The 26,001-nt window shown below is 71.8% G+C and carries 25 protein-coding genes and 1 pseudogene; 18 read left to right on the plus strand and 8 right to left on the minus strand.

The window, feature by feature from the left end; all coding sequences use genetic code 11:
* Positions 1-19: 19 nt before the first annotated feature.
* Positions 20-487 carry a VOC family protein gene (locus G127AT_RS01365; protein ID WP_210899055.1) on the plus strand — a complete coding sequence of 156 codons (468 nt, stop codon included), beginning with the start codon at positions 20-22 and terminating at the stop codon, positions 485-487.
* 18 nt (positions 488-505) lie between these two features.
* Here G127AT_RS01365 and G127AT_RS01370 read toward each other — a convergent pair.
* Both G127AT_RS01370 and G127AT_RS01375 read right to left on the minus strand, forming a co-directional pair.
* Positions 506-1,517, minus strand: a pseudogene (locus G127AT_RS01370) (ATP-dependent DNA ligase); the annotation flags it as partial.
* Between the two features lie 121 nt (positions 1,518-1,638).
* Entirely contained in the window at positions 1,639-2,571 is a 933-nt protein-coding gene (locus G127AT_RS01375; RefSeq protein WP_244857678.1) for an aggregation-promoting factor C-terminal-like domain-containing protein, read from the minus strand.
* Between the two features lie 232 nt (positions 2,572-2,803).
* On the opposite strand from G127AT_RS01375, the gene G127AT_RS01380 reads away from it, so the two are divergent.
* The 5 genes from G127AT_RS01380 (at position 2,804) to G127AT_RS01400 (ending at position 5,582) form a co-directional block, all read left to right on the plus strand.
* Positions 2,804-3,457, plus strand: a complete 654-nt coding sequence (locus tag G127AT_RS01380) for a DedA family protein (RefSeq protein WP_210899057.1) — start codon at positions 2,804-2,806, stop codon at positions 3,455-3,457.
* A 70-nt stretch (positions 3,458-3,527) separates the two neighbouring features.
* Positions 3,528-3,944 carry a globin family protein gene (locus G127AT_RS01385; RefSeq protein ID WP_210899059.1) on the plus strand — a complete coding sequence of 139 codons (417 nt, stop codon included), beginning with the start codon at positions 3,528-3,530 and terminating at the stop codon, positions 3,942-3,944.
* 28 nt (positions 3,945-3,972) lie between these two features.
* Positions 3,973-4,635 (plus strand): M23 family metallopeptidase, encoded by a 663-nt coding sequence (locus G127AT_RS01390; RefSeq protein ID WP_210899061.1) that lies wholly within the window; start codon positions 3,973-3,975, stop codon positions 4,633-4,635.
* 93 nt (positions 4,636-4,728) lie between these two features.
* Complete coding sequence (fdxA, locus tag G127AT_RS01395) at positions 4,729-5,055, plus strand: ferredoxin (protein WP_210899063.1); 327 nt, start codon at positions 4,729-4,731, stop codon at positions 5,053-5,055.
* A gap of 29 nt (positions 5,056-5,084) precedes the next feature.
* Entirely contained in the window at positions 5,085-5,582 is a 498-nt protein-coding gene (locus G127AT_RS01400; RefSeq protein ID WP_210901705.1) for a flavin reductase family protein, read from the plus strand.
* A gap of 18 nt (positions 5,583-5,600) precedes the next feature.
* On the opposite strand, the gene G127AT_RS01405 is transcribed toward G127AT_RS01400, so the two are convergent.
* Positions 5,601-7,091 carry an APC family permease gene (locus G127AT_RS01405; RefSeq protein ID WP_425305874.1) on the minus strand — a complete coding sequence of 497 codons (1,491 nt, stop codon included), beginning with the start codon at positions 7,089-7,091 and terminating at the stop codon, positions 5,601-5,603.
* A gap of 281 nt (positions 7,092-7,372) precedes the next feature.
* Between G127AT_RS01405 and fepB the strand changes: the two genes are divergently transcribed.
* The 5 genes from fepB (at position 7,373) to G127AT_RS01430 (ending at position 12,655) form a co-directional block, all read left to right on the plus strand.
* Positions 7,373-8,374, plus strand: a complete 1,002-nt coding sequence (gene fepB / locus G127AT_RS01410) for a Fe2+-enterobactin ABC transporter substrate-binding protein (RefSeq protein WP_210899065.1) — start codon at positions 7,373-7,375, stop codon at positions 8,372-8,374.
* Positions 8,375-8,377: 3 nt separating this feature from the next.
* Positions 8,378-9,466: a FecCD family ABC transporter permease gene (locus tag G127AT_RS01415; protein ID WP_210899067.1), complete on the plus strand. Its 1,089-nt coding sequence runs from the start codon at positions 8,378-8,380 to the stop codon at positions 9,464-9,466.
* Positions 9,463-10,572 carry a FecCD family ABC transporter permease gene (locus G127AT_RS01420; protein ID WP_210899069.1) on the plus strand — a complete coding sequence of 370 codons (1,110 nt, stop codon included), beginning with the start codon at positions 9,463-9,465 and terminating at the stop codon, positions 10,570-10,572. Before G127AT_RS01415 ends, G127AT_RS01420 begins: the two co-directional genes overlap by 4 nt.
* A gap of 62 nt (positions 10,573-10,634) precedes the next feature.
* The gene (locus G127AT_RS01425) at positions 10,635-11,552 is read left to right on the plus strand and encodes an ABC transporter ATP-binding protein (protein WP_210899071.1); all 918 of its coding nucleotides are present in this window, start codon (positions 10,635-10,637) and stop codon (positions 11,550-11,552) included.
* Positions 11,549-12,655 (plus strand): LLM class flavin-dependent oxidoreductase, encoded by a 1,107-nt coding sequence (locus G127AT_RS01430; RefSeq protein ID WP_210899073.1) that lies wholly within the window; start codon positions 11,549-11,551, stop codon positions 12,653-12,655. The genes G127AT_RS01425 and G127AT_RS01430 overlap by 4 nt, the downstream gene beginning before the upstream one ends.
* Positions 12,656-12,962: 307 nt before the next feature.
* Here the strand turns inward: G127AT_RS01430 and G127AT_RS01435 are convergent, their stop codons facing one another.
* From G127AT_RS01435 to G127AT_RS01450, 4 genes are all read right to left on the minus strand, one after another.
* Positions 12,963-13,817 carry an ABC transporter ATP-binding protein gene (locus tag G127AT_RS01435; protein ID WP_210899075.1) on the minus strand — a complete coding sequence of 285 codons (855 nt, stop codon included), beginning with the start codon at positions 13,815-13,817 and terminating at the stop codon, positions 12,963-12,965.
* Positions 13,818-13,946: 129 nt separating this feature from the next.
* Positions 13,947-15,998 (minus strand): iron ABC transporter permease, encoded by a 2,052-nt coding sequence (locus tag G127AT_RS01440; protein WP_342344051.1) that lies wholly within the window; start codon positions 15,996-15,998, stop codon positions 13,947-13,949.
* A gap of 13 nt (positions 15,999-16,011) precedes the next feature.
* Positions 16,012-17,043 carry an ABC transporter substrate-binding protein gene (locus G127AT_RS01445; protein ID WP_210899077.1) on the minus strand — a complete coding sequence of 344 codons (1,032 nt, stop codon included), beginning with the start codon at positions 17,041-17,043 and terminating at the stop codon, positions 16,012-16,014.
* Between the two features lie 51 nt (positions 17,044-17,094).
* Positions 17,095-17,943, minus strand: coding sequence for an ABC transporter ATP-binding protein (locus tag G127AT_RS01450; RefSeq protein WP_244857679.1), 849 nt, complete (start codon positions 17,941-17,943; stop codon positions 17,095-17,097).
* A 279-nt stretch (positions 17,944-18,222) separates the two neighbouring features.
* On the opposite strand from G127AT_RS01450, the gene chvE reads away from it, so the two are divergent.
* The 4 genes from chvE (at position 18,223) to G127AT_RS01470 (ending at position 23,383) form a co-directional block, all read left to right on the plus strand.
* Entirely contained in the window at positions 18,223-19,332 is a 1,110-nt protein-coding gene (gene chvE / locus G127AT_RS01455; RefSeq protein WP_210899081.1) for a multiple monosaccharide ABC transporter substrate-binding protein, read from the plus strand.
* Positions 19,333-19,410: 78 nt separating this feature from the next.
* The gene (mmsA, locus tag G127AT_RS01460; RefSeq protein WP_210899083.1) at positions 19,411-20,940 is read left to right on the plus strand and encodes a multiple monosaccharide ABC transporter ATP-binding protein; all 1,530 of its coding nucleotides are present in this window, start codon (positions 19,411-19,413) and stop codon (positions 20,938-20,940) included.
* Between the two features lie 6 nt (positions 20,941-20,946).
* The gene (mmsB, locus tag G127AT_RS01465; RefSeq protein WP_210899085.1) at positions 20,947-22,164 is read left to right on the plus strand and encodes a multiple monosaccharide ABC transporter permease; all 1,218 of its coding nucleotides are present in this window, start codon (positions 20,947-20,949) and stop codon (positions 22,162-22,164) included.
* Positions 22,165-22,171: 7 nt separating this feature from the next.
* Positions 22,172-23,383, plus strand: a complete 1,212-nt coding sequence (locus tag G127AT_RS01470; RefSeq protein WP_210899087.1) for an ROK family protein — start codon at positions 22,172-22,174, stop codon at positions 23,381-23,383.
* Here the strand turns inward: G127AT_RS01470 and G127AT_RS01475 are convergent.
* Entirely contained in the window at positions 23,351-23,908 is a 558-nt protein-coding gene (locus G127AT_RS01475; RefSeq protein WP_210899089.1) for a helix-turn-helix domain-containing protein, read from the minus strand. The genes G127AT_RS01470 and G127AT_RS01475 overlap by 33 nt on opposite strands.
* A gap of 73 nt (positions 23,909-23,981) precedes the next feature.
* Here G127AT_RS01475 and G127AT_RS01480 point away from each other — a divergent pair, with 73 nt between their 5' ends.
* The 3 genes from G127AT_RS01480 to G127AT_RS01490 are packed head-to-tail and all read left to right on the plus strand — an operon-like array spanning position 23,982 to position 25,845.
* Positions 23,982-24,341 carry a hypothetical protein gene (locus tag G127AT_RS01480; RefSeq protein WP_210899091.1) on the plus strand — a complete coding sequence of 120 codons (360 nt, stop codon included), beginning with the start codon at positions 23,982-23,984 and terminating at the stop codon, positions 24,339-24,341.
* Entirely contained in the window at positions 24,338-25,054 is a 717-nt protein-coding gene (locus tag G127AT_RS01485) for an ABC transporter ATP-binding protein (RefSeq protein WP_210899093.1), read from the plus strand. Before G127AT_RS01480 ends, G127AT_RS01485 begins: the two co-directional genes overlap by 4 nt.
* Entirely contained in the window at positions 25,051-25,845 is a 795-nt protein-coding gene (locus tag G127AT_RS01490) for an ABC transporter permease (RefSeq protein WP_210899095.1), read from the plus strand. The genes G127AT_RS01485 and G127AT_RS01490 overlap by 4 nt, the downstream gene beginning before the upstream one ends.
* Positions 25,846-26,001 lie beyond the last annotated feature (156 nt).

Below are 26,001 nucleotides of genomic sequence, written 5' to 3' on the forward strand. Positions count from 1 at the left end.
AACGGACGAGGAGGTCGTCATGGCCGGGCTCTCACCCATCCAGCCGTGCCTGTGGTTCCACGATCGGGCGCGCGAGGCGATGGAGTACTACGTCGGGGTGTTCCCCGATTCCCGCATCACCGCGATCCAGGACTACCCCGACGAATCGCTCGACGAGCATTTCGCAGGCATGTCGGGCAAGGTGCTGAACGGCGAGTTCACGCTGAACGGGGTGGATTTCGTCTGCCTCGACGGCGGACCGGAGTTCACGATGACCGAGGCGGTCTCGTTCGTGGTGAGCTGCGACGATCAGGCCGAGATCGACCGGTACTGGGCGGCGCTGTCGCATGTGCCCGAGTCGGAGCAGTGCGGCTGGTGCAAGGATCGCTTCGGCGTCAGCTGGCAGATCGTGCCGGCGCGCATGGGCGAACTGCTGCAGACGCCGGCGCAGATCCAGGTGATGATGGCGCAGAAGAAGATCGTCATCGCCGAACTCGAGAACGCCTGACGAACGGCAGGCACGGGGTCAGCCGGGAAGCATCGCCCGCAGGGCGCCGATGGTGTCGGCATCCGCCGGCGGCTTGTCGTCGCGGTAGCGTTTGACGCGCGCGAAGCGCAGGGCGACGCCGCCCGGGTATCGCGTCGAGCGCTGCACGCCGTCGATGGCGATCTCTGCGACGGTGACGGGTTCGACGAAGACGGTGGATGCCGTGCGCGACGTCTCGATCTCGCCGAACCGCTGCGTCTGCCACGCGAGCATCGCATCGGTGAGGCCCTTGAAGGTCTTGCCGACCATCGCGAATCCTCCGGGCTCGCCGAACTCGCCTGCCGGATCCCGCGCCCCGAGGTGCAGGTTCGACAGGGTGCCCGTGCGACGGCCGTAGCCCCGCTCGGCGGCGAGCACGACGAGGTCGAAGGTGTGCACGGGTTTCACCTTCACCCATGCGCCGCCGCGACGGCCCGCCGCATAGGGCGAGCCGATCGCCTTGACGACGACGCCCTCATGGCCGGCGGCCAGCGCCGCCTCGGAGACGCGTTCGGCTGCGGCCGGGTCGGCGGTGACCTCGCCCGGCACGCGGAGGCCGGGCGCGAGGCGTTCGAGGGCTGCCAGGCGTTCGGCCAGCGGCAGGTCGATGAGGTCGCGGCCGTCGAGGTGGAGGAGGTCGAAGAAGCGCGGCGCGAGCCGGGCCTCGCGTGCGGCATCCGCTCCGAACCGCGACATCGTGTCCTGGAAGGGTCTCGGGGCGGCCGACGAGGAGGCCGACCTCTTCGAGGGCCGCGGGCGGGCCGCTCAGGGCGATCACCGCGGTCTCGCCGAGGTCGCCGGAGAGCATCGCGGCCCGTCGCACGAGGTCGCCCGGCCGGTCGGCGGCGCGGGCGAGCGCGTCGAGGAGGACGCCTTCGAGGGCGCCGGTGCGCACCTCGCCGAGGATCGCGCGGGCGAGGAAGCCCTGTTCGCCGGCGGTGGCGCGGCCGGTGAGCTCTGCGACGAGGCGGCTGCGTGCTGCCGCGGACCCCGGTCCGCCTGCGGCGGCGAGGCCCAGTAGCACGTTCCCAGTCTGCCACCGGCCTCCGACACCGGCCGTGCCGGGCCCGGGGACGCCGAACGCCCGACTCCTTCGGGTATGGAGCCGGGCGTTCGGCGATGGTTCGGCCGGGTCAGTACCAGCCGGTGGCGCCGGAGTGGTCCCAGGCCGCGCACGGCGAACCGTAGCGGTCCGCGATGTAGCCGAGGCCCCAGGCGATCTGGGTGGCCGGGTTGGTCTGCCAGTCGGCGCCGGCGGAGGCCATCTTGCTGCCGGGCAGCGCCTGCGGGATGCCGGTGGCACCGCTGGAGGCGTTGTAGGCGTTGACGTTCCAGCCGGACTCCTTGTCCCACAGGGCGACGAGGCAGCCGAACTGGTCGTCGCCCCAGCCGTAGGAGGCGAGCATGCCCTGGGCGATGGCCTGGGCGCCGCTCGGGTCGGTCGGAGCCGACGGGTAGGAGACGGCGGCCTCCTCGGCGGCTGCGGCCTCTTCGGCCGCGGCCTGTTCGGCGGCGGCGCGCTCGGCGGCGGCCTGCTCTTCGGCGGCCTTCTTGGCGGCCTCCTCGGCGGCCTTCTTCTCGGCGGCGGCCTTGTCGAAGGCGGCGACGGCATCCGTCACCTTCTTCGTCTCGGCCTTGGTGTCGGCCGTGAGGTCGATGGTGTCGCGTGCGTCGAGCTTCTGGTACCCGCCGAGCTTGTCGACGAGGCCCTGCAGCTTCGCGGCGTCGGCCTTGCCCTTCGCGGCGGCGACCGCCTTCGTGCCGGCGTCGATCGCGGCCTTGGCGCCGCGTTCGGCGTGGGCGGCGAGCACGTTGCCGTACGCGCCGAACTCGGCCGCGCCGCGCATCTCGGTCGCGCTCGTCAGCGCCGCCGTCTGGGCGATGCTGTCGCGCTGCGCGGCGACGGAGGACTGCACGACGAATCCGGTGCCGACGCTCGCGGCGACGGCCACGGCGGCCCCGATCATGAGGCTGCGCTTGCGCGCCGTCTTGCGGCGGCGTTCGTTTGCGCGCGGGGTTTCTGAACTGGACTTCTTGGGGGAGATGAGATCAATCGGGTTCTGCATAGTTGTTCGTGTTGTGAACCACCGGTGCGCGCACGCAGAGGCGATTACGATTCTCGGGTTGCGCCCGCACTCGGGTTCTGCGCGGACGAAGGCCCCAGTCTGCGCGCGGGTTCTGCATGAATCCTCACGTCTGCCTGGCAAAGTCCTCAAAAAGGGGGACCCGCGGGAGCCCCGACATCCGCTCACGGGCGACGTTCAGGCGGCACTCGGCGAGCCCCGTATCCTTGGTCGGATGGAAACGAGCGAGACCCTCGGCGGGATCGCCCAGTGGGCGGTCGATCTCATGGACGCCCTCGGCGCCCCCGGCGCGGCGATCGCCATCGCCGCCGAGAACCTCTTCCCGCCCCTGCCGAGCGAGATCATCCTCCCGCTCGCCGGGTTCGCCGCCAGCCGCGGCAGCCTCGGCCTCGTCGAGGTCATCATCTGGACGACGATCGGCTCGATCGTCGGCGCCCTCGCCCTCTACGGCCTTGGCCGCTGGCTCGGCGCCGAACGCCTGAAGCGCATCGCCGACCGGATGCCGCTCGTGCAGGTCTCCGACGTCGATCGAGCCGAGGCCTGGTTCGCCAAGCACGGCGGCAAAGCCGTCTTCTTCGGCCGTATGATCCCCATCTTCCGCAGCCTCATCTCGATCCCGGCCGGCCTCGAGCGGATGCCGGTATGGCGCTTCCTGCTGCTCAGCGCAGCCGGCAGCGCCATTTGGAACACCGTCTTCGTCGTCGCCGGCTTCCAGCTCGGCGAGCACTGGCACATCGTCGAGGACTACGCCGGCGTCTTCCAGAAGATCGTCATCGCCGTCGTCGTCATCGCCGTCGCCGTCTGGATCGCGCTGCGGGTGCGGCGCATCCGCCGCGAACGACGCGACACGGCACCCACCGGCCGATGATGCGGGCACGCCCCGCGAAGCGCTAACTTTGGGGGCGGCGTCACCCCGGACGCCGATGAGAGGAGCCCCCATGGACCAGCAGCAGATCGACCTCGTGCAGACGAGCTTCGCGAAAGTCGCCCCGATCGCCGACACCGCCTCGGCCCTGTTCTACGACGACCTCTTCGAGCGGGCCCCGGGCGTGCGCCCGCTGTTCTCCGAGGACCTCACCGAGCAGCGCCGCAAGCTCATGCAGATGCTCGGTTTCGCCGTCGCCGGCCTCAGCGACTGGGAGCAGGCCGTGCCGGCCGTCCGCGAGCTCGGCGCCCGTCACTCCTCCTACGGGGCCGAGCCGGCCCACTTCGCCGCGGTCGGCGCGTCGCTGCTCGCCACCCTCGAGAAGGGCCTCGGCGACGACTTCACCCCCGAGGTGCGCGAGGCGTGGACGACGGCGTTCGGGATCATCGCCGCGGAGATGCAGGCCGGAATGGAGTCGCAGGCGGCCTGACGCCCGCCCGCGGAGACCGGGAGGCCGCATGGACGAGGCGACGCCGATCCTCTTCGACCTCCCGCTCCGCGGCCGCATGCTCGTGCAGAACAGCCCGGCCCGGCGCATCCCGAGCCACGGCACGACCCTGTTCGGCACGAGCCACGCCGTCGACCTCGTCCCCGTCGACGAACACGGGCGATCCGCGCCCCGCGACGTCCGCAGCCTCGTCGCGCTCGAACCGCCCGAACGCTTCCTCGGGTTCGGGATGCCGGTGCTCGCCCCTGCGGCCGGCTCCGTCGTCGCCGCCCACGACGCCGAAGCCGATCACGAGGCGCGCCGTTCGCCGTTCGTGCTCGTGCCGTACGCGCTCACGCAGGCCGAGCGCGTTCGCGAGGGCATCACCGGGCTCGCCGGCAACCACGTGGTCGTCGCGCTCGGCCCGGCCGGCCCGTTCGCGCTGATCGCGCATCTGCGCCGCGGCACGCTGCGGGTCGGGATCGGGGAGACGATCGCGGCCGGCGATGCGATCGGCGAATGCGGCAATTCGGGCAACAGCACCGAGCCGCACGTGCACGTGCAGCTGAGCGACACGGACGACTGGGCGAGAGCCCGCGGGGTGCCGTTCGCGTTCCGGCGGTACCGTGATGCCGGCGGCGCCGTGATCCGGGGCGGGATGCCCGGCGAGCGGGAGGTCGTCGAGGCCGTCTGAGCCGGGTGCGCCGCCCGCATCCGCCGACCGGATTTGACCTCAACCTGGCTTGAGGTCGTAGGGTCGCAGCATGCTCCACCCCGAGACCGCCCGATGACCTACGTCATCGCTCTTCCCTGTGTCGACGTCAAAGACCGTGCGTGCGTCGATGAATGCCCCGTGGACTGCATCTACGAGGGCGAGCGTTCGCTCTACATCCACCCCGACGAATGCGTCGACTGCGGCGCATGCGAGCCGGTCTGCCCGGTCGAGGCGATCTCCTACGAGGACGACCTGCCCGAGGAATGGGCCGACTACTACAAGGCCAACGTCGAGTTCTTCGACGAGATCGGCTCGCCCGGCGGCGCCGCGAAGCTCGGGGTCGTGCCGAAGGACCACCCGCTCGTCGCCGCTCTTCCGCCCCAGGGCGACGCCTCGTGAGCGGCAGTGCCGCGGCATCCGGGGTGCGGGTGCCGGCCGCGCCGGCCGGCACCCCCGAAGCCGTCGACGCCTTCAAACTCGCCTTCCGCGCCCACCCCGCCGGCATCGCGCTCATCACCGCCGAGGGCGATGACGGGCCGGTCGGCCTCACGGCATCCAGCGTCGCCTCGGTCGCCGTCGACCCGCTCGCGCTCGCGTTCTCGGTCACCCGCGCCACCGGCAGCGCCGGCGGCATCCTCCGCGCCCCGGGATTCGTCGTGCACCTCCTCGGCGCCGACCACATCGCCCTGGCCGAGACCTTCGCCCGCTCCGGCACCGAACGCTTCACGCCCGAGCAGGGCTGGCGGCGCCTGCCGACGGGCGAACCGCATCTGCCGGGCGCCCGTGTCGCCTTCCGTTGCCGGAGCCTCGCGGTCACCCCCGTCGGCTCCTCGTCCCTCGTGCTCGCCGAGGTGCTCGAGGTACTGCCGGGCGAGGCCGGCGCGGCGGTCGTCTACCACGATCGGCGCTTCGTGCCCCTCGAGTGAGACCACGGCCGAAGTGCGTCAGGGCATCTTGCCCGGCGGCACCTTCTCGGGCGCCTCGAAGTCGGTCGCCCGGCCCACGCGCCGGTTCACGATCCACGTCACGATCCAGAGCACGACGCCGATCGCGAGCAGCACGAGCGCGATCCGGTACTCCCCCGGGTTCCGGCCCGAGAACGGCAGCACGAGGTACAGGCACGCCAGTGAGGCGATGACGGCGATGACGCGATTCGTGCGGAAATGGCGGTGCTTCACGGGGTTCTTCCGCAGCACGAGGACGGCGAGGTTCACGATGCAGAAGACCGCGAGCAGCAGCAGCGAGGTCGTGCCCCCGAGCAGGGCGACGACGGTGGTGCCCTGCGCGAGCGAGACGTAGGCGATGAGGCCGATCGCGATCGCGGTGGTGAAGAGCACGGCCAGCCACGGGGTGCGGCGCCGCTTCAGCACGAGCGCGAGCACGTCCGGCACGACTTGCTGCTTGGCCATGCCGTAGATGAGCCGAGAGGCCATGAGCATGTTGATGAGGGCCGAGTTGGCGACGGCGAACATCGAGATCCACGGCAGGAGCTCGTTGATCGGGAAGCCGGGGGCGGCGGTCTCGACGACGACCACGAGCGGCGCCTCGCTGGCGGCCAGTTCGCCGACGGGCACGATCGCGACCGACAGCACGGCGATCGCGACGTAGACGACGCCCGTGATCGACAGGCCGGTGATCATGATCTTCGGGAACACGCGGGTGGGATGCCTGGTCTCCTCGGCCATGTTGACCGCGTCTTCGAAGCCGACCATCGCGAAGAAGGCGAGCGAGGTCGCCGCGGTCACGGCGACGAAGGCCCCGCGTTCGTCGGTCGATTCGAAGGCGACGACGCGCGACCAGTCGCCCTGCCCGCCGACGACGGCCCACAGGGCGATGAAGATGACCAGGAGCAGGCCGGACACCTCGATGAGGGTGAGCACGACGTTCGTGCGCACGCCGGCGGCGACGCCGCGGAGGTTGATCAGCATGAGCACGACCATGAACACGATCGCCAGCACGAGCAGCAAGGGATCGGCCGGGTCGGGTGCGGCGCCGCTGAAGGCGCGCACCATGTTCACGGCGAAGGCGCGGGCGGCGGTGGATGCCGAGGTGATGCCCGAGCACATGACGGCGAACATCACCATGAAGGTCACGAAGTGGATGCCGAAGGCCTTGTGCACGTAGAGGGCGGCGCCGGCGGCCTCGGGGTACTTCGTGACGAGTTCGAGGTAGGAGAAGGCGGTGAGCATCGCGACCGCGAAGGCGATGAGGAACGGCAGCCAGGCGGCGCCGCCGACCTCGCCGGCGACCTGCCCGGTGAGGGCGTAGACGCCGGTGCCGAGGATGTCGCCGACGACGAAGAGGAGCAGGAGCCGGGGCCCCATGACCCGTCGCAGCGCGGGCGACCCGGTGGGGTTCGGGTCGATCTGCACCTCACCGGTGTCGGCGGGCGGTTCGGCGGGCCCCTGCGCGGCGCGCCCCGGTTCGGGTGTCATGGATGTCCCCCTCCACAGCGCCGCGGTTCTGCATACGGCGGTGCCGGCAGCGTACGGCCGCCGTGCGCCGGCGAGCGGGTGCGGGCACGGCGCGTCGTGTGGATGCCGGGAGTCGCGGCATCCACACCCACCCGTCGCCCCTCGTCGCCCGGCGAACGATTCGCCGACGCAGCGCAGGTTAGGCTAACCTAAGCGGCGGGCGGCGACGAGTCGCCCGTGCCACCGCAGCCCCGCGTAGGCCGCCGAGCGTGCCGCAGCGGCACCACGTCCTGGAAGGAACCATGACCGCCTCATCCCTCACCCGCACACGGCTGGCCGGCATCGCCGCGCTCGCCGTCGCCGGCATCGTCGCCCTTGCGGGCTGCTCCTCCTCCGCCGCCGAGCCGAAGGCCGACGACGACACCACCGCATCCGCCGGCTGGCCCCGCACCTTCGAGAACGCCGACGGCACCGAGACCGAGATCCCCGCCCAGCCCGAGCGCATCCTCTCCACCTCCGTCTCCGTCACCGGCACCCTGCTCACCATCGATGCCCCCGTCGTCGCGAGCTCCGGGGCCGCGAACGGCGCCTTCTTCGCGCAGTGGGCCGACATCGCCGACGAGCGCGGCGTCGCACCCCTCTGGGGCGCCGGCAGCTTCGACCCCGAATCGGTCATCGCCGAAGACCCCGACCTCATCGTCGTCTCCACGACCGGCGCCGACTCCGTCGTCGACCGGCTCGAAGCGCTGCAGGACATCGCGCCGACCATCGTCGTCGACTACGGCGGGCAGACATGGCAGGAACTCGCCGCCCGGCTCGGCGAAGCGACCGGCCTCGAGGCCGAGGCCGAGGCGGCCGTCGCCGACTTCGACGCGCTCGTGTCCGAGACCGCCGACGCCATCGAGATCCCGGCGGGCACCGCGAACATCGTCTCCTTCAACGGCCCGGGCCAGGACAACCCGATCGCGCGCATCGGCGGCGCGCACGCCGACCTCCTCTCCGCCCTCGGCTTCGAGATCGAGGACCCGGACGTGGCCTGGCACACGCAGCCCCAGGAGCGCGCCGACTTCGTCTTCGCCCCCTACGAGAAGCTCACCGAGCTCGCCGGCGAGACGACCTTCATCCTGAGCGCCGACGACGAGACCGCCCGTGCGGGCTTCGCGGCCGACCCGGTCCTCGCCAACGTGCCGTCGGTCGCAGCCGGCCAGGTCTACGGCCTCGGTGCGAACTCGTTCCGCATGGACAGCTTCAGCGCCGCCGAGATCGTCGAGGGCATCGCCGCCTCCTTCTCCTCGGAAGGCTGAGCCGTGACGTCGACGCCGATCGCGACGGCGGCGGCCGCACCCGATGCGCCGCCCGCCGCCCCGGCACCGCCCCGGCCGCTCGCGCGGCCCGGGGCGGCCGCCATCGCGATCGGCGTCGGCGTGCTCGCCGTCGCCGCCAGCATCGCCCTCGCGGTGCTCAGCACCACCGTCGGTACCACCCTCTACTCCCCCGCCACCGTCTGGCAGGCCATCATGGCCTTCGACCCCACCGACGACGCGCACCTGCTCATCGTCCTCCGGCGCCTGCCCCGCGCCTTCCTCGCCCTCATCGTCGGCGCCGCGCTCGGCGCCGCCGGCGTCCTCATGCAGTCGATCACCCGCAACGCCCTCGCCGAACCCGGGCTGCTCGGCGTGAACGCCGGCGCCGCGGCGGCCGTCGCGATCGCCATCACCGCCTTCGGCGTCACGGCACCGGCCGGCTACCTCGTCTTCGCCGTCGCCGGCGCGGCCGTCGCCGGCGCGGCCGTGCTCGTGCTCGGCGGCGCGAGGCGCGGCATGGATCCCATCCGCCTCGTCCTCGCCGGCGCCGCGACCAGCGTCGTCCTCGGCGCCCTCATGCACATCATCGTCGTCAACGCCGACGAACACCTCTTCGACCGCTACCGCAATTGGATGATCGGATCGCTGCAGGGCCGCGACCTCGACGTCCTCGTGCCGGCCGGGCTGCTCGTGGCCGCCGGCCTCGTGATCGCCGTGATCCTGGCCCGCTCGCTCGACGCCGCCGCTCTCGGGCCCGACGTCGCCCGCGCCCTCGGCGTCCGCCCCGGCCTGCTGTGGACGGCCGCCGGCCTCGGCATCGTGCTGCTGGCCGGCGGGGCCACCGCCGCCGCCGGCCCCGTCGCCTTCATCGGGCTCACCGCCCCGCACGTCGCCCGCGCCCTCGTCGGGTCCGGCCACCGGCGGATGCTGCCGGCCGCCGCGCTCATCGCCGCCCTCTTCCTGCTCGTCGCCGACGTCCTCGGCCGAGTCGTCGCCCTCCCCGGCGAAGTCGGCGTCGGCATCATGGCCGCCATCCTCGGCGGGCCCTTCTTCATCGCCCTCGTGCGCCGGCGGAAGCTGGTGCTCGGATGAGCACCGCAGGTACCCGGCCCGCATCCCCGGCCGCCGATTCCCCGGCCGCCCGGCCCCGCCGCGCCCCCGGCGGCCGTATCGTCGTCCGCATCGGCCGCGCCGCGATCCTCGTCCACCCCCGCTCGGCGATCGTGACGGCCGCCCTCGCCGCCGCCGCGATCCTCGCCGCCGCCGCAGGCCTCGCCGTCGGCACCCTCGGCATCCCGCTCGCCGAGGTGCCGGCCGCCGTCCTCGGCTTCGCCGACGACGCCCGCCAGGTGCGCGTCGCCCAGGGCATCCGCCTGCCGCGAGCGGTCACCGCCCTCGCCGCCGGAGCCGCACTCGGCGTCGCCGGCGCCGTCTTCCAGTCGCTCTCGCGCAACGCCCTCGGCTCCCCCGACGTCATCGGCTTCACCACCGGCGCCGCCACCGGCGCCATCGCCCAGATCGTCCTCTTCGACGGCGACGCCGTGCAGGTCGCCCTCGGCGCCGCCGTCGGCGGCATCGCCACCGCCGGCGTCGTCGTGCTGCTCTCCAGCCGCGGCGGCAGCATGGGCGGCAGCCGCCTCGTGCTCGTCGGCATCGGCGTGGGCGCGATCATGGCTGCCGTGAACGACCTCCTCCTCGTCAAGGGCGACCTCGAACGGGCCGTCGAAGCGAACCTGTGGCGTTCCGGATCCCTCGACGCCCGCACCTGGGAGCACGCCGTGCCCGTGCTCATCGCCGTCATCGTGCTGCTGCCGGCGATCGCCGCGCTGATCCGCCGCGCGAACCTCATGGAGCTCGGCGACGACCTCGCCAGCCAGCTCGGCGTGCCCGTCGAACGCACCCGCCTGCTCCTCGTCGCCCTCGCCGTGCTCCTGACCGCCGCCGCGACCGCCGCCGTCGGCCCCATCGCCTTCGTCGCCCTCGCCGCCCCGCAACTCGTCCGGCGCCTGAACCGTTCGGCGGGCGTGCCCGTCTGGGGGTCCGCGGCGATGGGCGCCCTGCTGCTGACGATCGCCGACGTCGTGACCCGGCTGCTGCCGGTCGCCTTCCAGGTGCCCATCGGGCGCATGACGGGCATCGTCGGCGGCCTCTACCTCATCTGGCTGCTGCTGCCCGGGCGGAATCGGGCGAAGGTATGAGCCGCACCGCCGCCCGCGCCCGACGCGCCTCCCACGCGCCACGCGCATCCCGAAAGGACGCCATGCCCACCGCCGATACCGCATCCACCGACGCGCAAGCCGTGCACGCACGGCCCGGGCTCGCCCTCACCGCCGAGTCCCTCGAACTGCGCTACGAACAGCGCACCGTCGCCACGGATCTCAGCGTCGCCCTCCCGGCCGGCAAGGTCACCGCGATCGTCGGCCCGAACGCCTGCGGCAAGTCCACGCTGCTGCGGGCGATGGCCCGCCTCCTCGCCCCGAAAGCCGGCCGGGTGCTGCTCGACGACCGGGATGTGCGCCGCCTCTCGCCGAAGGAGCTCGCCAAACGCGTCGGCCTGCTGCCGCAGAGCTCGACGGCCCCCGGCGGCCTCACCGTCGCCGAACTCGTCGCCCGCGGCCGGCACCCCCACCAGCGGATGCTCCAGCAATGGTCGGCCGAAGACGCCGCAGCCGTCGACCGCGCCCTCGCCGCCACCTCGACCGCCGAACTGGCCGACCGGCCCCTCGCCGAACTCTCCGGCGGGCAGCGGCAGCGGGCCTGGCTCGCGCTCCTGCTCGCACAGGACACCCCCGTGCTCCTCCTCGACGAGCCGACCACCTACCTCGACATCGCCCACCAGCTCGAAGTGCTCGAACTCTGCCACCGCCTGAACCGCGAGCAGGGCCGCACGGTCGCCCTCGTGCTGCACGACCTCGAGCAGGCCTGCCGCTACGCCGACCACCTCGTCGTCATGCGCGACGGCACCGTGCTCGCAGCCGGCGCACCCCGCGAGATCATGACCGAGGAGCTCATCGCCCGGGCCTTCGGCGTGCGCGCCCTCGTGCAGGAGAACCCCGTCACGGGCACGCCGCTCATCGTCCCGATCGCGAGCCTCGACGAGGCGGCCGGGGCCGCTGCCGGGGCCGCTTCCGGGACCGCGGCTGCGGCCGCGGCGGATGCCGGCCGGGGCGCCGCATGACGGCATCCGCACCCCTCACGACCGCCTTCGGCCTCGCCCCGACATGGCTGCGCGGGCACGCCTGGCGGCGGCCCGGCAGCGGCGTCGAGGAGCTCTTCGCCGGAGGCGCCGTCGCCGACGCCGTCCGGGCCGCAGACGCCGCGGGTTTCGATCTCGCCTTCCGGCCCGACGCGCTCGCCGTCGACCCGGTGCGGGCGGCGACCGCACCCGACCGGCTCGGCCTCGACCCCGTCGTGCAGGCCGCCTCGCTCGCGGCGGCGACGACGCGCATCCGCTTCGTGCCCACCGTGTCGGCGACCTTCGCCGAGCCCTTCGATGCCGCCCGCAGGCTCGTCTCGCTCGAGCAGCTGACCGGCGGCCGCGTCGGCTGGAACATCGTGACCTCGCTCGACGGCGACGGCAACTTCCACACCCCGCGCACGGCCGACTCCGAGGGGCGATGGCGGCGCGCAGCCGAGTTCGTCGACGTCGTCGAAGCCCTACGGGCGTCCTTCCCCGCCGACGCCGTCGTCGCGGATCGCGAGGCGGGCGTCTTCGTCGACCCCGAGCGGATGCGGCCGATCGACCACGAGGGCGAGTTCTTCCGCGTCGCCGGGCCGCTGCCGACGCCGAGCGTGCAGCCGGGGCGGCTGCCGCTGCTGCAGGCCGGCGCCTCTCCCGCCGGGCTCGCCTTCGCGGCCGAGCGGGCAGACTACGTGTTCACGGCCGCCCCGGATGCGGACGCGGCCGTCGCCGAACGGTCCCGGCTCCGCGAACTCGCCACCGCCGCCGGCCGGGCGGGCGCCGTGCGCGTCCTCGCCGGTCTCAGCCTCGTGCTCGCCGAGTCGCGCCGCGATGCCGTGGAGGCCGCCCGCGGCATCCGCTCGCCGTTCGACGGGGCCCGTCGTCGCGAACGACTCGCATCCGCCGCCCCGCCCGAGCTGCACTGGAGCGTCGTCGGCACGCCCGACGACGCCGCGGCCTCGATCGCCGAACGCGTCGAGGCCGGCGCGATCGACGGCTTCGTCGCCTTCCCCGGCGACACGACCTCGGTCCGTCTCGTCTGCGAGCGCGTGATGCCGCTGCTCGCGGCACGCGGACTCGTCGCACCGGCCGCTGACTGACACCGGCGACGAGGCATGCTCTAGCCTCGCCGTATGCGAACGAGGGTCGCGTCGCGGTCGGCCGGTGCGGCCGCGCCGATCTCGCCGAACGCCTCGACCGCGCTCGCGGAATTCGCGCGGGCCCTCCGGCCCGGCGGCAGCGTCGCGCTCGGCTTCTTCGAAGGGCTCGAGCTCGTACCGTTCGACCATGCCGTCGCCACCGCCGGTTTCTGGCCGCTGGGCGCCCTGGCCGCGCGGGTCGAAGCGGCCGGTTTCGCGGTGACGCACGCCGACGCACGCACCGATCCGGGGGCCCGCAGGCAGGGGTTCATCGTCGCGGAGCGGACGAAGCGACGGCCTCGGTCCCAGCGCCGCCGGCGTCCTTCGGACGCCTCGGCCGGTCTGCACGGGCCCGCCAACGGCCGTCCTCGTGCGTGATGCGGATCGGGGAGGCGAAGCATCCGCTCACCAGCTCGGTCGTCAGCACCTCCTGCGCGGGCCCGGCGGCGAGGATCCGCCCGCCGGAGACGAGCACCGCGTGCGTCGTCGTCTCCGGCAGCTCTTCGAGGTGGTGCGTGACGAGGATGCTCGCGAGTTCGGGTTCGGCACGGTGCAGGCCGTCGACGGTGTCCAGAAGCTGCTCGCGGGCGGCGACATCGAGCCCGGTGGAAGGTTCGTCGAGCAACAGCAGGGGCGGATCGGCGAGCAGGGCGCGGGCGATGAGCGTGCGGCCGCGCTCCCCCTGCGACATCGTCGGCCAGGCGGCATCGGCGAGCGCGCCGAGCCCGAGGCGTTCGAGGAGCTCGTCGGCCCGGGCGATGAGCGCGGCATCCGGCTCCCAGCGGAGCATGCGTTCGCTCGTGCCGGTCGCGCCGGTGAGGACGACGTCGCGGGCGGTGAGCGCCGAACGCACGGCGTGGCGCGGATCGACGTGCCCGATGGATTCGCGGAGGGTGCGGATGTCGACGCGGCCGAGCCGGTGGCCGAGCACGGCGACCGTTCCCCGGGTGGGGTGCTGTACGGCGCCGCACAGGCTGAGGATCGTGCTCTTGCCGGCGCCGTTCGGGCCGATGAGGGCCCAATGCTCCCCCGCATGCACGGCGAGTTCGACGCCGGAGAGTATCGCCCGCCCGTTCCGCACGACGTCGACAGCGTTCAGGCGCAGAATCTCTCCGGCGCTCACGGCGCTCCTCTCCGCGGCCGGCGGCCGTGCCGCAGGGGTGGTTCGTGCCCCGGCCCGCGCGACGATCGTAGTGCGTTTCCGCGTTCCGGATTCGCCTCTCTCGCGCGGCTCAGCGACCGCGACGCGGGCTCACGCGTCCCGCGACCGCCAGAGCAACCAGACGAAGTAGGGCGCGCCGAGCATGGCGACGACGAGGCCCGCCGGCAACTGCGCCGGAGCGAGGACGGTCCGCCCGACGGCATCCGCGACGCCGACGAGCGCTGCGCCGAGCAGCACCGCCACCGGAACGACGCGGGCATGCCTCGCCCCGACGAGGGCTCGCGCGGCGTGCGGGGCGACCAGGCCGACGAACCCGATCACGCCGACGGCCGCGACGCTGAGGGCCGCGAGGAGCGCCGCACCGGTGAGCAGGGCGAGCCTGGTGCGTTCCAGCCGGATGCCGACGAGACGCGGCGTGTCCTCGTCCATGGCGACGATGTCGAGTTCGCGGCGCCGCGAGATCACGAACGGGAGCACGATGAGCAGCACGATCGCCACGGGGATGACCTGCTCCCAGATGCGACCGTAGGTCGTGCCCGACAGCCAGGTGTAGATCTTCGGCGTGTCCCAGGGGTTGGAGCGCAGCAGCACGAACGTGGTCAGCGCCGTGGCGCCGTACGAGACGCCGATGCCGATCAGGATGAAGCGATCGGCGCTGAGCCCGCCGCGCCACGCCAGACCGTACACGAGGACGAAGGAGGCCAGCGCGCCGACGATGGCGGCGACCACCATGCCGAAGGTGCTGGCCGCCGCGCTCGTGACAACGAGCACCGCGCCGAGACCGGCCCCGCCGGTGATGCCGAGGAGGCCCGGTTCGGCGAGCGGATTGCGGCTGACCGCCTGGGTGACGGTGCCGGCCAGGGCGAGCGCGGCGCCCGCCAGCACGGCCGCGATCACCCGGGGGCTGCGCTCGTCGAGGGCGAACGCCACCAGCGGCGGTGCCTCGTGCCGCATCCACAGCAGGATGTCGCCGGTCAGCAGCGGGGTGCTGCCGACCAGCAGGCCGACGATCACGACGGCGACGACGGCCGCAGCCCCGGCGACGAGCACGATCACGAAGCGGCGGGTGCTGCGCACCCCGAAGCGGATGGTCGGCGGGCGCCGGGTCGGGCCCGCGTCCCGCAGGCGTCTGGCCATCGCGATCAGCACGATCGCCCCGAGGATCGTCGTGGCCACGCCCGTCGGCACCGAAAGCGCCCCCTCGGGCCCGATGACGGCACGCAGCACGGCATCGGAGAGGATCACGACGACGGCGCCCACGAGCCCCGATGCGGGGATCAGCAGCGCGTGCCGGCCGAGCGCGGGCACCACGCGCGAGAGCAGTCGCGTGAGCACGGGCGCGCAGAGGCCGACGAATCCCACCGGGCCGGCGAGGGTCACGGCGGCGGCGGTGAGCAGCACGGACAGGAGGATGCCGAGGATGCGGGTCGAGCGGATCGGCACGCCGAGCGAGGCCGCCGTGTCGTCGCCGAGCGCGAGGACGTCGAAGCGGCGGGCGAGGAGGATGACGAGCACCACGGCGACGAGCACGACCGGCGCCGCCCGCAGAAAGCTTTCGATCCCGAGCTGGGAGAGGCTGCCGCTCCCCCAGGCGAAGAGGCCCTTCGTCTCCTCGTCGAACAGCACGAGCAGGGTGGATGTGCCGGCCTGCAGCGCCATGGCCAGTGCGGAGCCGGCGAGCACGAGCCGTGTCGTGGACGAGGCCGCCCCGCCGGCCAGGCCGAGGACGAGGGCCGCGGCGAACAGCCCGCCGAGGAACGCCACGAGCCCCGACGCCCAGAACGGCACGGTCGCCCCGAACGCGGTGATCGCGGTGACGGCGAAGTACGATCCGGCGGTCACGCCGAGCGTGTCGGGCGAGGCGAGCGGGTTCCGGGAGAGCGACTGCATGACGAGCCCGGCGACCCCGAGCCCGATGCCGACGGCGACGCCGGCCGCGAGCCGGGGCAGGCGGGAGCCGAAGAGGATCTCGGGGTCGGCGAGCAGCGCACCGCTCGTGCCCTGGGTCAGATGCCAGGCACCGGATGCGACGAGCACGACGAGCAGGGCGCCGAGCACGCCGACGGCGGAGGCGGTGCCGCCGCGCGCGTCGCGGGCGGGGCCGGTGGATGCCGGGGGCGCGACCGCATCTTGCCCGATCACCGACTCCTCCGCGTCACTTCGTGATGACGTCGACGTAGGCGTCGATGATCTGCTCCGCGGAACGCGGGCCGCCGAAGGTCCAGATCCCGGGCGGGAACGGCTTGATCCGCCCCTCCGAAACGGCCGGGATCGAGGCCCACGCGGGGTTCTTCGCGGCGGCGTCGACGAAGCTCTCGGAATCGGGATCCGCCGTCCCGGTGTAGTAGAGGTTCGCGTCGCCGATGGTGGTCATGCCTTCGATGTCGGTCTGGCCGAGGCCGTATGCGGCATCGACCTCGCCGGTCCAGGCGTTGGTCAGGCCGAGCTCCTCGCCGAGTTCGCCGATCAGGGATCCCTGGCCGAACGGCCGGAGCGAGACGTTCCCGCCGTCGACCCAGCCGTCGAAGAAGACGAACTCGGTCACCTCGGGGTTCGCGTCGGCGACGGCGGCCTTGGCGTCGGCGAGGTACTGCTCGAATTCGTCCGTGACGACCGCGGCGCGCTCTTCGCGTCCCGTCGCCTGGGCGATCAGGTCGAAGGTGCCGAGCATCTGCGCGATGGGGTCTTCGGCGTCGGCGCCGATGGTCGCCATCACGGGCACCCCGTACTCCTCCAGCTGCCCGATGATCGCGTCGTCGCGGGTGCCCGCCTCGACGATCACCAGGTCGGGCTCGGCTGCGAACAGGGCGTCGAGGTTCGGCTCCTGCCGGGTGCCGACGTCCTTCACGCTCGCAGGGAGTTCCTCGGCCGTGTCCCAGGTGCGGTACCCGTCGGCGTCGGCGACGGCCACCGGGGTGAGGCAGAGAGTGAGGACGTCTTCGATCTGCTGCCATTCGAGGACGGCGACCTTCGCGGCCGGCTCGTCGAGTTCGACGGTGCGGCCGAAGTCGTCTTCGAGCACGACCGGGCCGGTAGAGGTCGCGGTCGTGTCGTCCGCGCAGCCGGCGCTCGGCGACCCGGGCGCCGGGGCGGCGGACTCGGATGAGGAGGTCTGCGTGGTGCCGCACGCCGTGAGGGCGAGCGCGAGGGCGCCGCAGGCGGCGAGGGAGGCGAGGGGCTTCTTCATCGGGGGGCTCCAGGGTTCGGGTCGCCGGGTTCGCCCGGCGACATGGGGGGGTCAGACGGTCGCGGCGTGCCGGAGGCGTGCGCGCTCGTGGTGCCGGCCTCGCGGGGCGACGCGCACGCGACCCGTGTCAGGGTCGGAGGCGACGTCGATCGGCAGGCCGTACACCTCGGTCAGGTGCGAGGTGGTGAGCACGTCGGCGGGGTTGCCGGCTGCGCGCACACGACCGTGATGCATGAGCACGACTTCGTCGGCGATGGATGCGGCGTGGTCGAGGTCGTGCAGGACGACTCCGACCGCGGTGCCGCGATCGGCGAGATCGCAGACGAGGTCGAGCGTTTCGACCTGATATCGGAGGTCGAGGTGGTTGGTGGGTTCGTCGAGCAGCAGGATGCCCGTGCTCTGGGCCAGGGCGGTGGCCAGCCACACGCGTTGCAGCTCGCCGCCCGACAGCTCGTCGACGGCGCGGTGGGCCATGTCGACGAGGCCGGTGAGCTCGAGGGCGTCGTCGATGGCGGTGCGATCCGTGTCGCTGAGGCCGGCGAAGCGCCCGCGGTGCGGGTGGCGGCCGTATGCGACGACGTCGCGGACTTCGAGCCCCGACGGGTGCGGGCGGGACTGCGAGAGCATCGCCACGGTGCGGGCGAACTCCTTCGCCGTGAGGGATGCCGCATCCCGCTGGGCGTCGGAGCCGCCGACGCGGACGGTTCCGGCGTCGATCCGGTGCAGGCGGGCGAGGGCTCGAAGCGCGGTGGATTTGCCGCTGCCGTTCGGCCCGACGAGGGCGGTGACCACGCCGGGGCGCAGGTGCAGCGAGACCTCGTGGACGACACGGGTGCGGCCGTAGCTCAGCGCGAGGGATTCGCCGTGCAGTTCGTCGGCGAGGGCGGTGGCAGTGGTCACGTTAGGAGAGCCTAACCTACATTCGACGGTTGGGCCATCACCATCCGGCACGTGCGGCAGATCGCGTGCCGCCGTCGGCATCGCGGAGCGGACATCACGAATATGTTGCAGTGATAGACAAACATCCCGAATCGCTATATGTTGTCGGAGCCGTCATAATTGCGGGCGGCACCGCACACAGGAGCCGGGACGACGACGAACCCGACCGCCGGCGCCGGCATCGGCCGCCGGGCCCCTCGGGCACAGTCCCTGCGATTCAGAGAGGAAACGCAGATCACGATGAAGAAGAAGCTCATCACGGCCGTCGCCGTGACGGCGATGGCCCTGAGCCTCGCCGCTTGTTCGTCCACCAAGAGCGGCGGCGGCAGCGAAGCCGGCAGCGCCGACTGCAACGTCGGCATCACGATGCCCACCCGCAGCCTCGAGCGCTGGATCAACGACGGCGAGCAGCTCCAGGCCGAGCTGAAGGAGGCCGGCTGCACGGTCGACCTGCAGTACGCCGACAACAAGACCGACCAGCAGATCAGCCAGATCCAGAACCAGATCGCCGGCGGGGCCAAGATCCTCGTGATCGCCGCCATCGACGGCTCGACCCTCGGCCCGGTCCTCGAAGAGGCCAAGGCGCAGGACGCGACCGTCATCGCCTACGACCGCCTCATCAACGGCAGCGAGAACGTCGACTACTACGCCACCTTCGACAACTACGAGGTCGGCCAGCTCCAAGGCCAGTTCATCGAGGAGCAGCTCGGTCTCGCCGACGGCGCCGGCCCGTTCAACCTCGAGCCCTTCGCCGGCAGCCCCGACGACAACAACGCGAAGTTCTTCTTCGCCGGCGCCTGGGACGTGCTCCAGCCCTACATCGAAGGCGGCAAGCTCGTCGTGCCCAGCGGCAAGGCACCGGCGAACGACGACGACTGGGCGAGCATCGGCATCCAGGGCTGGGCCTCCGACAAGTCGCAGGCCGAGATGGACAACCGCCTGTCCTCCTTCTACGGCGACGGCACGAAGGTCGACGTCGTCCTCTCCCCCAACGACAGCCTCGCCATCGGCATCGAGGCCTCGCTGAAGTCGGCCGGCTACGCCGCCGGCGACGGGTACCCGATCATCACCGGTCAGGACGCGGACAAGGCCAACGTCAAGGCCATCCTCGACGGCCTGCAGGCCATGACCGTCTGGAAGGACACCCGTGCGCTCGGCGAGCGGGTCTTCGAGATGATCCAGTCGATCACCGCCGGCGAGGAGGTCGAGGTCAACGACACCGAGAGCTACGACAACGGCAAGAAGGTCGTGCCCTCCTACCTGCTGACGCCCGAGGTCGTGACCGCGGACACCGTGCAGGAGAAGCTGATCGACTCCGGGTTCCTCAAGGCATCCGACGTCGGGCTCTGATCCGATCGCGGCGGGTGGGCACGGGATCGCGCCCGCCCGCCGCTCGACCGTCGCGGACCGCGACGAGAAGAGGCAGCAATGACCGAACCGATCCTTCGGATGAACGGGATCTCGAAGTCGTTCAACGGTATCCCCGCGCTCTCGAACGTCTCGATCGCGGTGCAGCCCGGCGAAGTGCACGCGATCTGCGGCGAGAACGGCGCCGGCAAATCCACCCTCATGAAAGTGCTCTCGGGGGTCTACCCCGCAGGCGACTTCGAGGGCAGCATCGAACTGGAGGGCGAAGAGGTCGCCTTCCGTTCGATCAACGACAGCGAAGCGGCCGGCGTCGTCATCATCCACCAGGAGCTGGCCCTCAGCCCCTACCTGTCGATCGCCGAGAACATCTTCCTCGGCAACGAGGTCGCCACCCGCGGCATCGTCGACTGGAACCGCACCAACAGCCGCGCCGCCGAACTCCTGAAACGCGTCGGCCTCGACGAGAACCCGGCGACGAAGATCTACGAACTCGGCGTCGGCAAGCAGCAGCTCGTCGAGATCGCCAAGGCCCTCGCCAAAGACGTGAAGCTGCTGATCCTCGACGAACCGACCGCGGCTCTGAACGACGGCGACTCCGCCCACCTGCTCGACCTCATCGCGCAGCTGCGCGAGCAGGGCATCACGAGCATCATCATCTCCCACAAGCTCAAGGAGGTGCTGCGGATCGCCGACCGGATCACGGTCATCCGCGACGGGCGCACCATCGAGACGATGGATCGCGACGACCCGGCCACCGACGAGGGCCGCATCATCCGCGCCATGGTCGGGCGCGACCTGAACAGCCTGTTCCCGCCGCGCGAACCCGACATCGGCGAGGAACTGTTCCGCGTCGAGCACTGGACGGTGCACCACCCGGTCGACACCGAGCGAATCGTCATCGACGACGCGAGCTTCTCGGTACGCGCCGGAGAGATCGTCGGCTTCGCCGGCCTCATGGGCGCCGGGCGCACCGAACTCGCCATGAGCATCTTCGGCCGCATGTACGGCACGGGCATCTCCGGCACCGCCTACAAGAACGGCGAGGCGATCGACGTGCGCACCGTCGACTCGGCGGTCCGGAACGGCATCGCCTACGCCACCGAAGACCGCAAACGCTACGGCCTGAACCTCATCGGCGACATCCAGATGAACGTGTCGGCCGCCGCTCTGGCCCGGCTCGCACGGCTCGGCGTCGTCGACCGGTTCCGGGAGTACAAGGTCGCCGACTCGTACCGCTACAAAATGAACGTCAAAGCCCCCAGCGTCGCCGCGATCACCGGAAAACTCTCCGGCGGCAACCAGCAGAAGGTCGTGCTCTCGAAGTGGATGTTCACCGGGCCCGACATCCTGATCCTCGACGAACCCACCCGCGGCATCGACGTCGGCGCGAAGTACGAGATCTACGGCATCATCAACGAGCTCGCCGCCCAGGGCAAAGCCGTCATCGTCATCTCGTCGGAGCTGCCCGAGGTCATCGGGCTCTCCGACCGCATCTACACCATCTCGGAGGGACGCATCACCCGCGAAGTGAGCCGCGAAGACGCGACCCAGGAAACGCTCATGCGGTACATGACCGCCGGAAGGAGCTGAAGTCCCATGACCACCGCATCCACCCAGACCGTGGACACGCCGCCGCCGGCGAAGAAGAAGCGCAGCCTCCTCTCCCGCATCAACTTCCGGCAGTACGGCATCCTCGCGGCCCTCGTCATCATCATCGTGCTGTTCCAGGTGCTCACCGGCGGCCGGCTGCTCCTGCCCGGCAACGTCAACAACCTCATCCAGCAGAACGCCTACGTGCTGATCCTCGCGATCGGCATGGTCATGGTCATCATCGCCGGCCACATCGACCTGTCGGTCGGTTCCGTGGTCGCCATGGTCGGCGCGATCGCGGCGATCTCGATGAACGACTGGGGCCTGCCCTGGTGGGCGGCCGTCGTGCTCGCCCTCGTCGTGGGCGCCGCCGTCGGCGCCTGGCAGGGCTTCTGGGTCGCCTTCATCGGCATCCCCGCGTTCATCGTCACCCTCGCCGGCATGCTGCTCTTCCGCGGCCTCACCCTGGTGCTGCTCACGGGCGGCACCATCAGCGGCCTGCCCGACGGGTTCACCGCGATCGGCGCCGGCTGGCTGCCCGCCGTCTTCGGCTACATCGTGGACCGCGACGCCCTGACCCTCGTGATCGGCCTGCTCGCAAGCGTCGCGCTCCTCGCCCAGCAGCTGCGCACCCGCTCCCAGCTGCGCCGCCTCGAGCTGCCCCGCGAGGTCGCCGGCTCGTTCTGGCTGAAGAACGCGATCGCCGTCGTGGCGATCATGGCCACGGCGTGGACCCTCGCCGGCTACAACGGCACCCCGATCGTGCTCATCATCCTCGCCGTGCTCGTGCTGGCGTACACCTTCGTGCTGAACCGCACCGTGTTCGGCCGCCACGTGTACGCCATGGGCGGCAACATGTTCGCCGCCGTGATGAGCGGGGTGAAGACCAAGTGGGTCAACTTCTTCGTCTTCGTGAACATGGGCGTGCTCGCGGGCCTGGCCGCCGTGGTGAGCACCGCCCGCGCCGGCAGCGCCGTCGCCTCGGCCGGCCAGAACTACGAACTCGACGCGATCGCCGCCGTCTTCATCGGCGGCGCGGCGGTGCAGGGCGGCATCGGCACCGTCGTCGGCGCCGTCATCGGCGGTCTCGTCATGGGCGTGCTGAACATGGGCCTGTCGATCCTCAGCGTCGACGCCGCCTGGCAGATGGCGATCAAGGGCATCGTGCTGCTGCTCGCGGTCGCGTTCGACATCTTCAACAAGCGCCGCAACGGCGGTCTCTGAGGAACGCATGCCACCGACCGCCTTCGACACGGCGAGCCCCGGCACGCCGCAGGCGGCGCGCACGACGAACGACGTCATCCGGCGGCAGAATCTCTCGGCCGTGCTCACGCTGCTCCACTCGGAGGGAACCCACTCGCGAGCGCAGCTGGGCACGGCCACGCGGCTGAACCGCTCGACCATCACCAACCTCGTCGCCGACCTCATGGAACTCGGTCTGGTTCGGGAACTGCCCGCCGGCGCCCCGACCGGCCGCGTCGGCCGCCCCACCGTCGAGCTGCAGGTCGACGACCGGGTCGCCGCCCTCGGCATCCGCATCGAACCGCAGGCGGTCACCGTCGCCCTGGTGGGGCTCGGCGGCACGGTGCACGCCAGGCGCCGGCACGATATCGCCAAGCCGCCGGGCCCCCGCCGCGCCGTGCAGATCGCCGCCTCGTCGGTGGATGCCATGCGCGCCGACATGGATCGCCACTACCGCGTCGTCGGCGCCGGGCTCGCGGTGCCCGGGCTCGTCAACGCCAACGGCTCCGTGCTCGTGGCGCCGACCATGGGATGGAAACGCGATCCCGTCGCAGCACGTCTGAGCGACGAACTGGGCCTGCCGGTCGTCGCCGGCAACGACGCCAGCATCGGCGCCCTGGCCGAATCACGGTTCGGGGTCGCGCGCGGCGCCCGCAACCTGCTCTACCTCGGCGGGGCGCTGCGCGGCATCGGCGGGGGGCTCATCATGGACGGCACCATGCTCCGCGGCACCTCGGGGTATGCCGGCGAGCTCGGGCACACCGTGATCGACCCGCGCGGGCGCACCTGCCTCTGCGGCCGGCGCGGATGCCTGGAAGCCGAGGTCACCCCCGACCTGCTGGAGCCGCTCCTCGGCCGCCGCAAACTCGACGAGGACGAGCTGGACGTCGAGCTCGGCGTCGTCCGCGACCCGGCCGTGCTGCGCGAGGTCGCCCGGCAGGTCGAGGTGCTCTCGACCGCGCTGACGAACTTCGTGAACGCGTTCAGCCCCGAGACGGTCGTGCTCGCCGGCTACCTCGGCGTCCTGCTCTCGGTCAGCCGCGAGCGGCTCGCCGAGGCGGTACGCGTGCACCCCCTCGGCGCCGAGGGCCGCACCATCCGGCTCGAACGCGCCCACCTGCGCTCGCGCCTCATGCTCGTCGGCCCCGCCGAGCTCGCCTTCGGAGAACTACTCGCCGACCCTGCGGGAGTTCGGGTCTGACGGTTCGGGAAGGAGGATCGTGGCGAGGTTCACGCGCCTCCTGCCGTCGGCCCGTTCCGTCAGGTAGGGGGCGAGGAGCTCTGCGAGGCCTGCCTGGATGGCGGCGAGATCCTCGGTGTTCACGTAGAGCGGCGTTCTGGCGAAGCCCACCAGTTCGCGCGACTGCTCGGTATCGGCGCCGAGGAATCGGTCGAAGTCGCCGGTGATGTCCCCCAGGAAGTTCAGAAAGGCCGTGCGGAGCTGAGCGCCGCCCATGGCGAGCAGTTCGGCCTGGTCGACGGCGGCCATGCGCTCCCCCAGCGCCAGGGTTCGTTCGACGCCGCCTCGGGAGCGGCGCTCATCGACGACGGTGACGACGCCGGCATCCAGCAGCGCGGCGACGTGGCGATAGAGCGTGGCCTGCGCGATATCCGGGAGCGCGTCGCGCAGCTGCGCGGTCGTGCGGTCGCGCCCGCCGAGCTGCTGGATGATCCGCAGCCGAACCGGGTGCAGCACGACATCCGCCAGCGCGGGTTCGTCCGACACCTTGACTCCTTATTGTTCTCACACTGATAATGTTCTCAATACGATTCCAATCCTAGCGACCGAGGAGAGCACGATGACGAACGTCGCATGCGACCGAGCGGGAGTGCACGTGCAGTTCCCCGGCTGGGAAGCGCTCATGACGGGCCGGCGCGAGTTCATGATCCCGAGGGCGGCGATCCGCCAGGTCTCGATCGGGCCGGGCTGGACCTCGGAGATCCTCGGCATCCGATCCGGCCTCGTCGTCTCCGGATACCGCAAGCTGGGAACCTTCACGCACCCCTCGGGAATGCGGCGCCTCGTGTCGATGGAACGCGGGCACCCGCTGCTGCGGATCGCCGTCGACCGGGCCATGGTCGGCTTCGACGAGATCCTGCTGAGCACCCGCGATGCGGAAACCATCGCGGCCACGCTGCGATCCGAGGTGCGCCCGTGAGCGCGGCGATCGAGGTCAGAGGCCTGTCCAAGCGCTTCGGCACGGTCGTCGCCCTGGAGGATGTGGGCGTGCGGGTCGAGTTCGGGCGCGTCGTCGGCTTCCTCGGCCCGAACGGAGCCGGCAAATCCACCCTGATGCGCGCGCTGCTCGGCCTGATCCGCCCGGACGCCGGCGAGGCGCTCATCGCCGGCCGGCCCTACGCGCGTCTCTACGCACCCGGAACGAGGGTCGGTGCCGTGCTGGACATCGCCTCGGCGCACCCGCGCATGACCGCACGCGCTCACCTGTGCACCAATGCGGCGCTCGGCGGGGCGGCACGATCCCGAGTCGACGACGTGCTCGCGCTCGTGGGAGCAGAACCCTATGCCGATCGACGGATCGGCACGTTCTCCACCGGAATGCGCCAGCGCCTTGCACTCGCCACGGCCATGCTCGGCGACCCCGACATCCTCGTCCTCGATGAACCGTCGAACGGCCTCGACCCGGGCGGCATCGCCTGGCTTCGCTCGTTCCTCCGCGGGTTCGCGGACGCCGGCGGCGCGGTGCTGCTCTCCAGCCATGTGCTCCACGACGTCCAGCACACGGTCGACGACGTCACCCTCATCGACCGCGGCCGCACCGTCTGGGCGGGCCGGCTCGAAGACCTCGTGACGCATGACGCACCCCTCGAGGACGCCTTCCTGCGTCTGACGCAGAACGGAGGCCGCCCGTGAACGTCATCCGCGGAGAATTCATACGATTGCGCGCCACCGGCGTGCTGCTGTGGTCGACGCTCATCGCACTCGCCTGCGGAGGAGGAACGACCCTCCTCCTCGCGCTCACCGGACCGCAGAACGCCCAACCGCCGATGCCGGACATCGACACCCCCGAAGGCGTCGGATTCGTGCTCGGCATCGGAACCGTCCTGCTCTTCGTCCCCGCCCTGATCGGCACCGTCGCGATCACGAGCGAGTACCGGCACCGCACGATCGGCACGACGTTCCTGGCCGTGCCGCGCCGCGGCCGAGTCCTCACCGCCAAGCTCGCCGTCTACACCATGCTGGGACTCGTATACGGGGCGGTGCTCTCGTCATCCGCCCTGCTCGCCCTGACCGTCGCAACATGGATGCGCGGGGTGCCGTTGGGAGTCGCCCCGGCCGATCTGGCACCGGCACTCGCCCAGCTCGCGCTCGCCGCGACCGCCTACATGCTGCTCGGCGTCGGCATCGGCGCGCTGGCGCGCTCGCCGCTCGTCGCGATCGGAGTCGTGGTCGGCTACTTCCTGTTCGCGGAATACCTCCTGATGCTGATCCCCGGGGTCAATGCGTTCTATCCGTTCCTGCCCGGCGGGGCAACGGCCTCGCTGACGAGGTTCGACTTCCTCACGGATGCGATCGCACACCAGACCGCCCTGGCACAGGCACCGATGGCCTCGCCGGCGCTGGGCGCCGCGATCCTCGTGGGGTATGCGGCGGCCGCGGCGCTCGTCGCCGTGTTCGCACCACTGCGGCGGGATCTCACGTGACGGCTTCAGGGCGGTCGCCCGGCCGGCGGGCGGGAGATCCAACTCCTGCCGATACCGCCCGACCACACGGACACCGACCTCGCCGTAGGCTCGTTGCGTGCCTACGATACTGCCGCGGTCACATGGCTCGTGCGGTGAGAGCCTGCGGGTCGAGCG

The sequence above is a fragment of the Agromyces archimandritae genome, assembly GCF_018024495.1.
GTDB lineage: Bacteria > Actinomycetota > Actinomycetes > Actinomycetales > Microbacteriaceae > Agromyces > Agromyces archimandritae.

What these genes read in the sequence shown, in the direction of transcription:
- G127AT_RS01365 (WP_210899055.1), top strand. Translation starts at nt 20, where the DNA reads ATGGCCGGGCTCTCACCCATCCAGCCGTGCCTGTGGTTCCACGATCGG.
- G127AT_RS01375 (WP_244857678.1), bottom strand. Translation starts at nt 2,571, where the DNA reads ATGCAGAACCCGATTGATCTCATCTCCCCCAAGAAGTCCAGTTCAGAA.
- G127AT_RS01380 (WP_210899057.1), top strand. Translation starts at nt 2,804, where the DNA reads ATGGAAACGAGCGAGACCCTCGGCGGGATCGCCCAGTGGGCGGTCGAT.
- G127AT_RS01385 (WP_210899059.1), top strand. Translation starts at nt 3,528, where the DNA reads ATGGACCAGCAGCAGATCGACCTCGTGCAGACGAGCTTCGCGAAAGTC.
- G127AT_RS01390 (WP_210899061.1), top strand. Translation starts at nt 3,973, where the DNA reads ATGGACGAGGCGACGCCGATCCTCTTCGACCTCCCGCTCCGCGGCCGC.
- fdxA (WP_210899063.1), top strand. Translation starts at nt 4,729, where the DNA reads ATGACCTACGTCATCGCTCTTCCCTGTGTCGACGTCAAAGACCGTGCG.
- G127AT_RS01405 (WP_425305874.1), bottom strand. Translation starts at nt 7,091, where the DNA reads ATGACACCCGAACCGGGGCGCGCCGCGCAGGGGCCCGCCGAACCGCCC.
- fepB (WP_210899065.1), top strand. Translation starts at nt 7,373, where the DNA reads ATGACCGCCTCATCCCTCACCCGCACACGGCTGGCCGGCATCGCCGCG.
- G127AT_RS01420 (WP_210899069.1), top strand. Translation starts at nt 9,463, where the DNA reads ATGAGCACCGCAGGTACCCGGCCCGCATCCCCGGCCGCCGATTCCCCG.
- G127AT_RS01425 (WP_210899071.1), top strand. Translation starts at nt 10,635, where the DNA reads ATGCCCACCGCCGATACCGCATCCACCGACGCGCAAGCCGTGCACGCA.
- G127AT_RS01430 (WP_210899073.1), top strand. Translation starts at nt 11,549, where the DNA reads ATGACGGCATCCGCACCCCTCACGACCGCCTTCGGCCTCGCCCCGACA.
- G127AT_RS01445 (WP_210899077.1), bottom strand. Translation starts at nt 17,043, where the DNA reads ATGAAGAAGCCCCTCGCCTCCCTCGCCGCCTGCGGCGCCCTCGCGCTC.
- chvE (WP_210899081.1), top strand. Translation starts at nt 18,223, where the DNA reads ATGAAGAAGAAGCTCATCACGGCCGTCGCCGTGACGGCGATGGCCCTG.
- mmsA (WP_210899083.1), top strand. Translation starts at nt 19,411, where the DNA reads ATGACCGAACCGATCCTTCGGATGAACGGGATCTCGAAGTCGTTCAAC.
- mmsB (WP_210899085.1), top strand. Translation starts at nt 20,947, where the DNA reads ATGACCACCGCATCCACCCAGACCGTGGACACGCCGCCGCCGGCGAAG.
- G127AT_RS01470 (WP_210899087.1), top strand. Translation starts at nt 22,172, where the DNA reads ATGCCACCGACCGCCTTCGACACGGCGAGCCCCGGCACGCCGCAGGCG.
- G127AT_RS01480 (WP_210899091.1), top strand. Translation starts at nt 23,982, where the DNA reads ATGACGAACGTCGCATGCGACCGAGCGGGAGTGCACGTGCAGTTCCCC.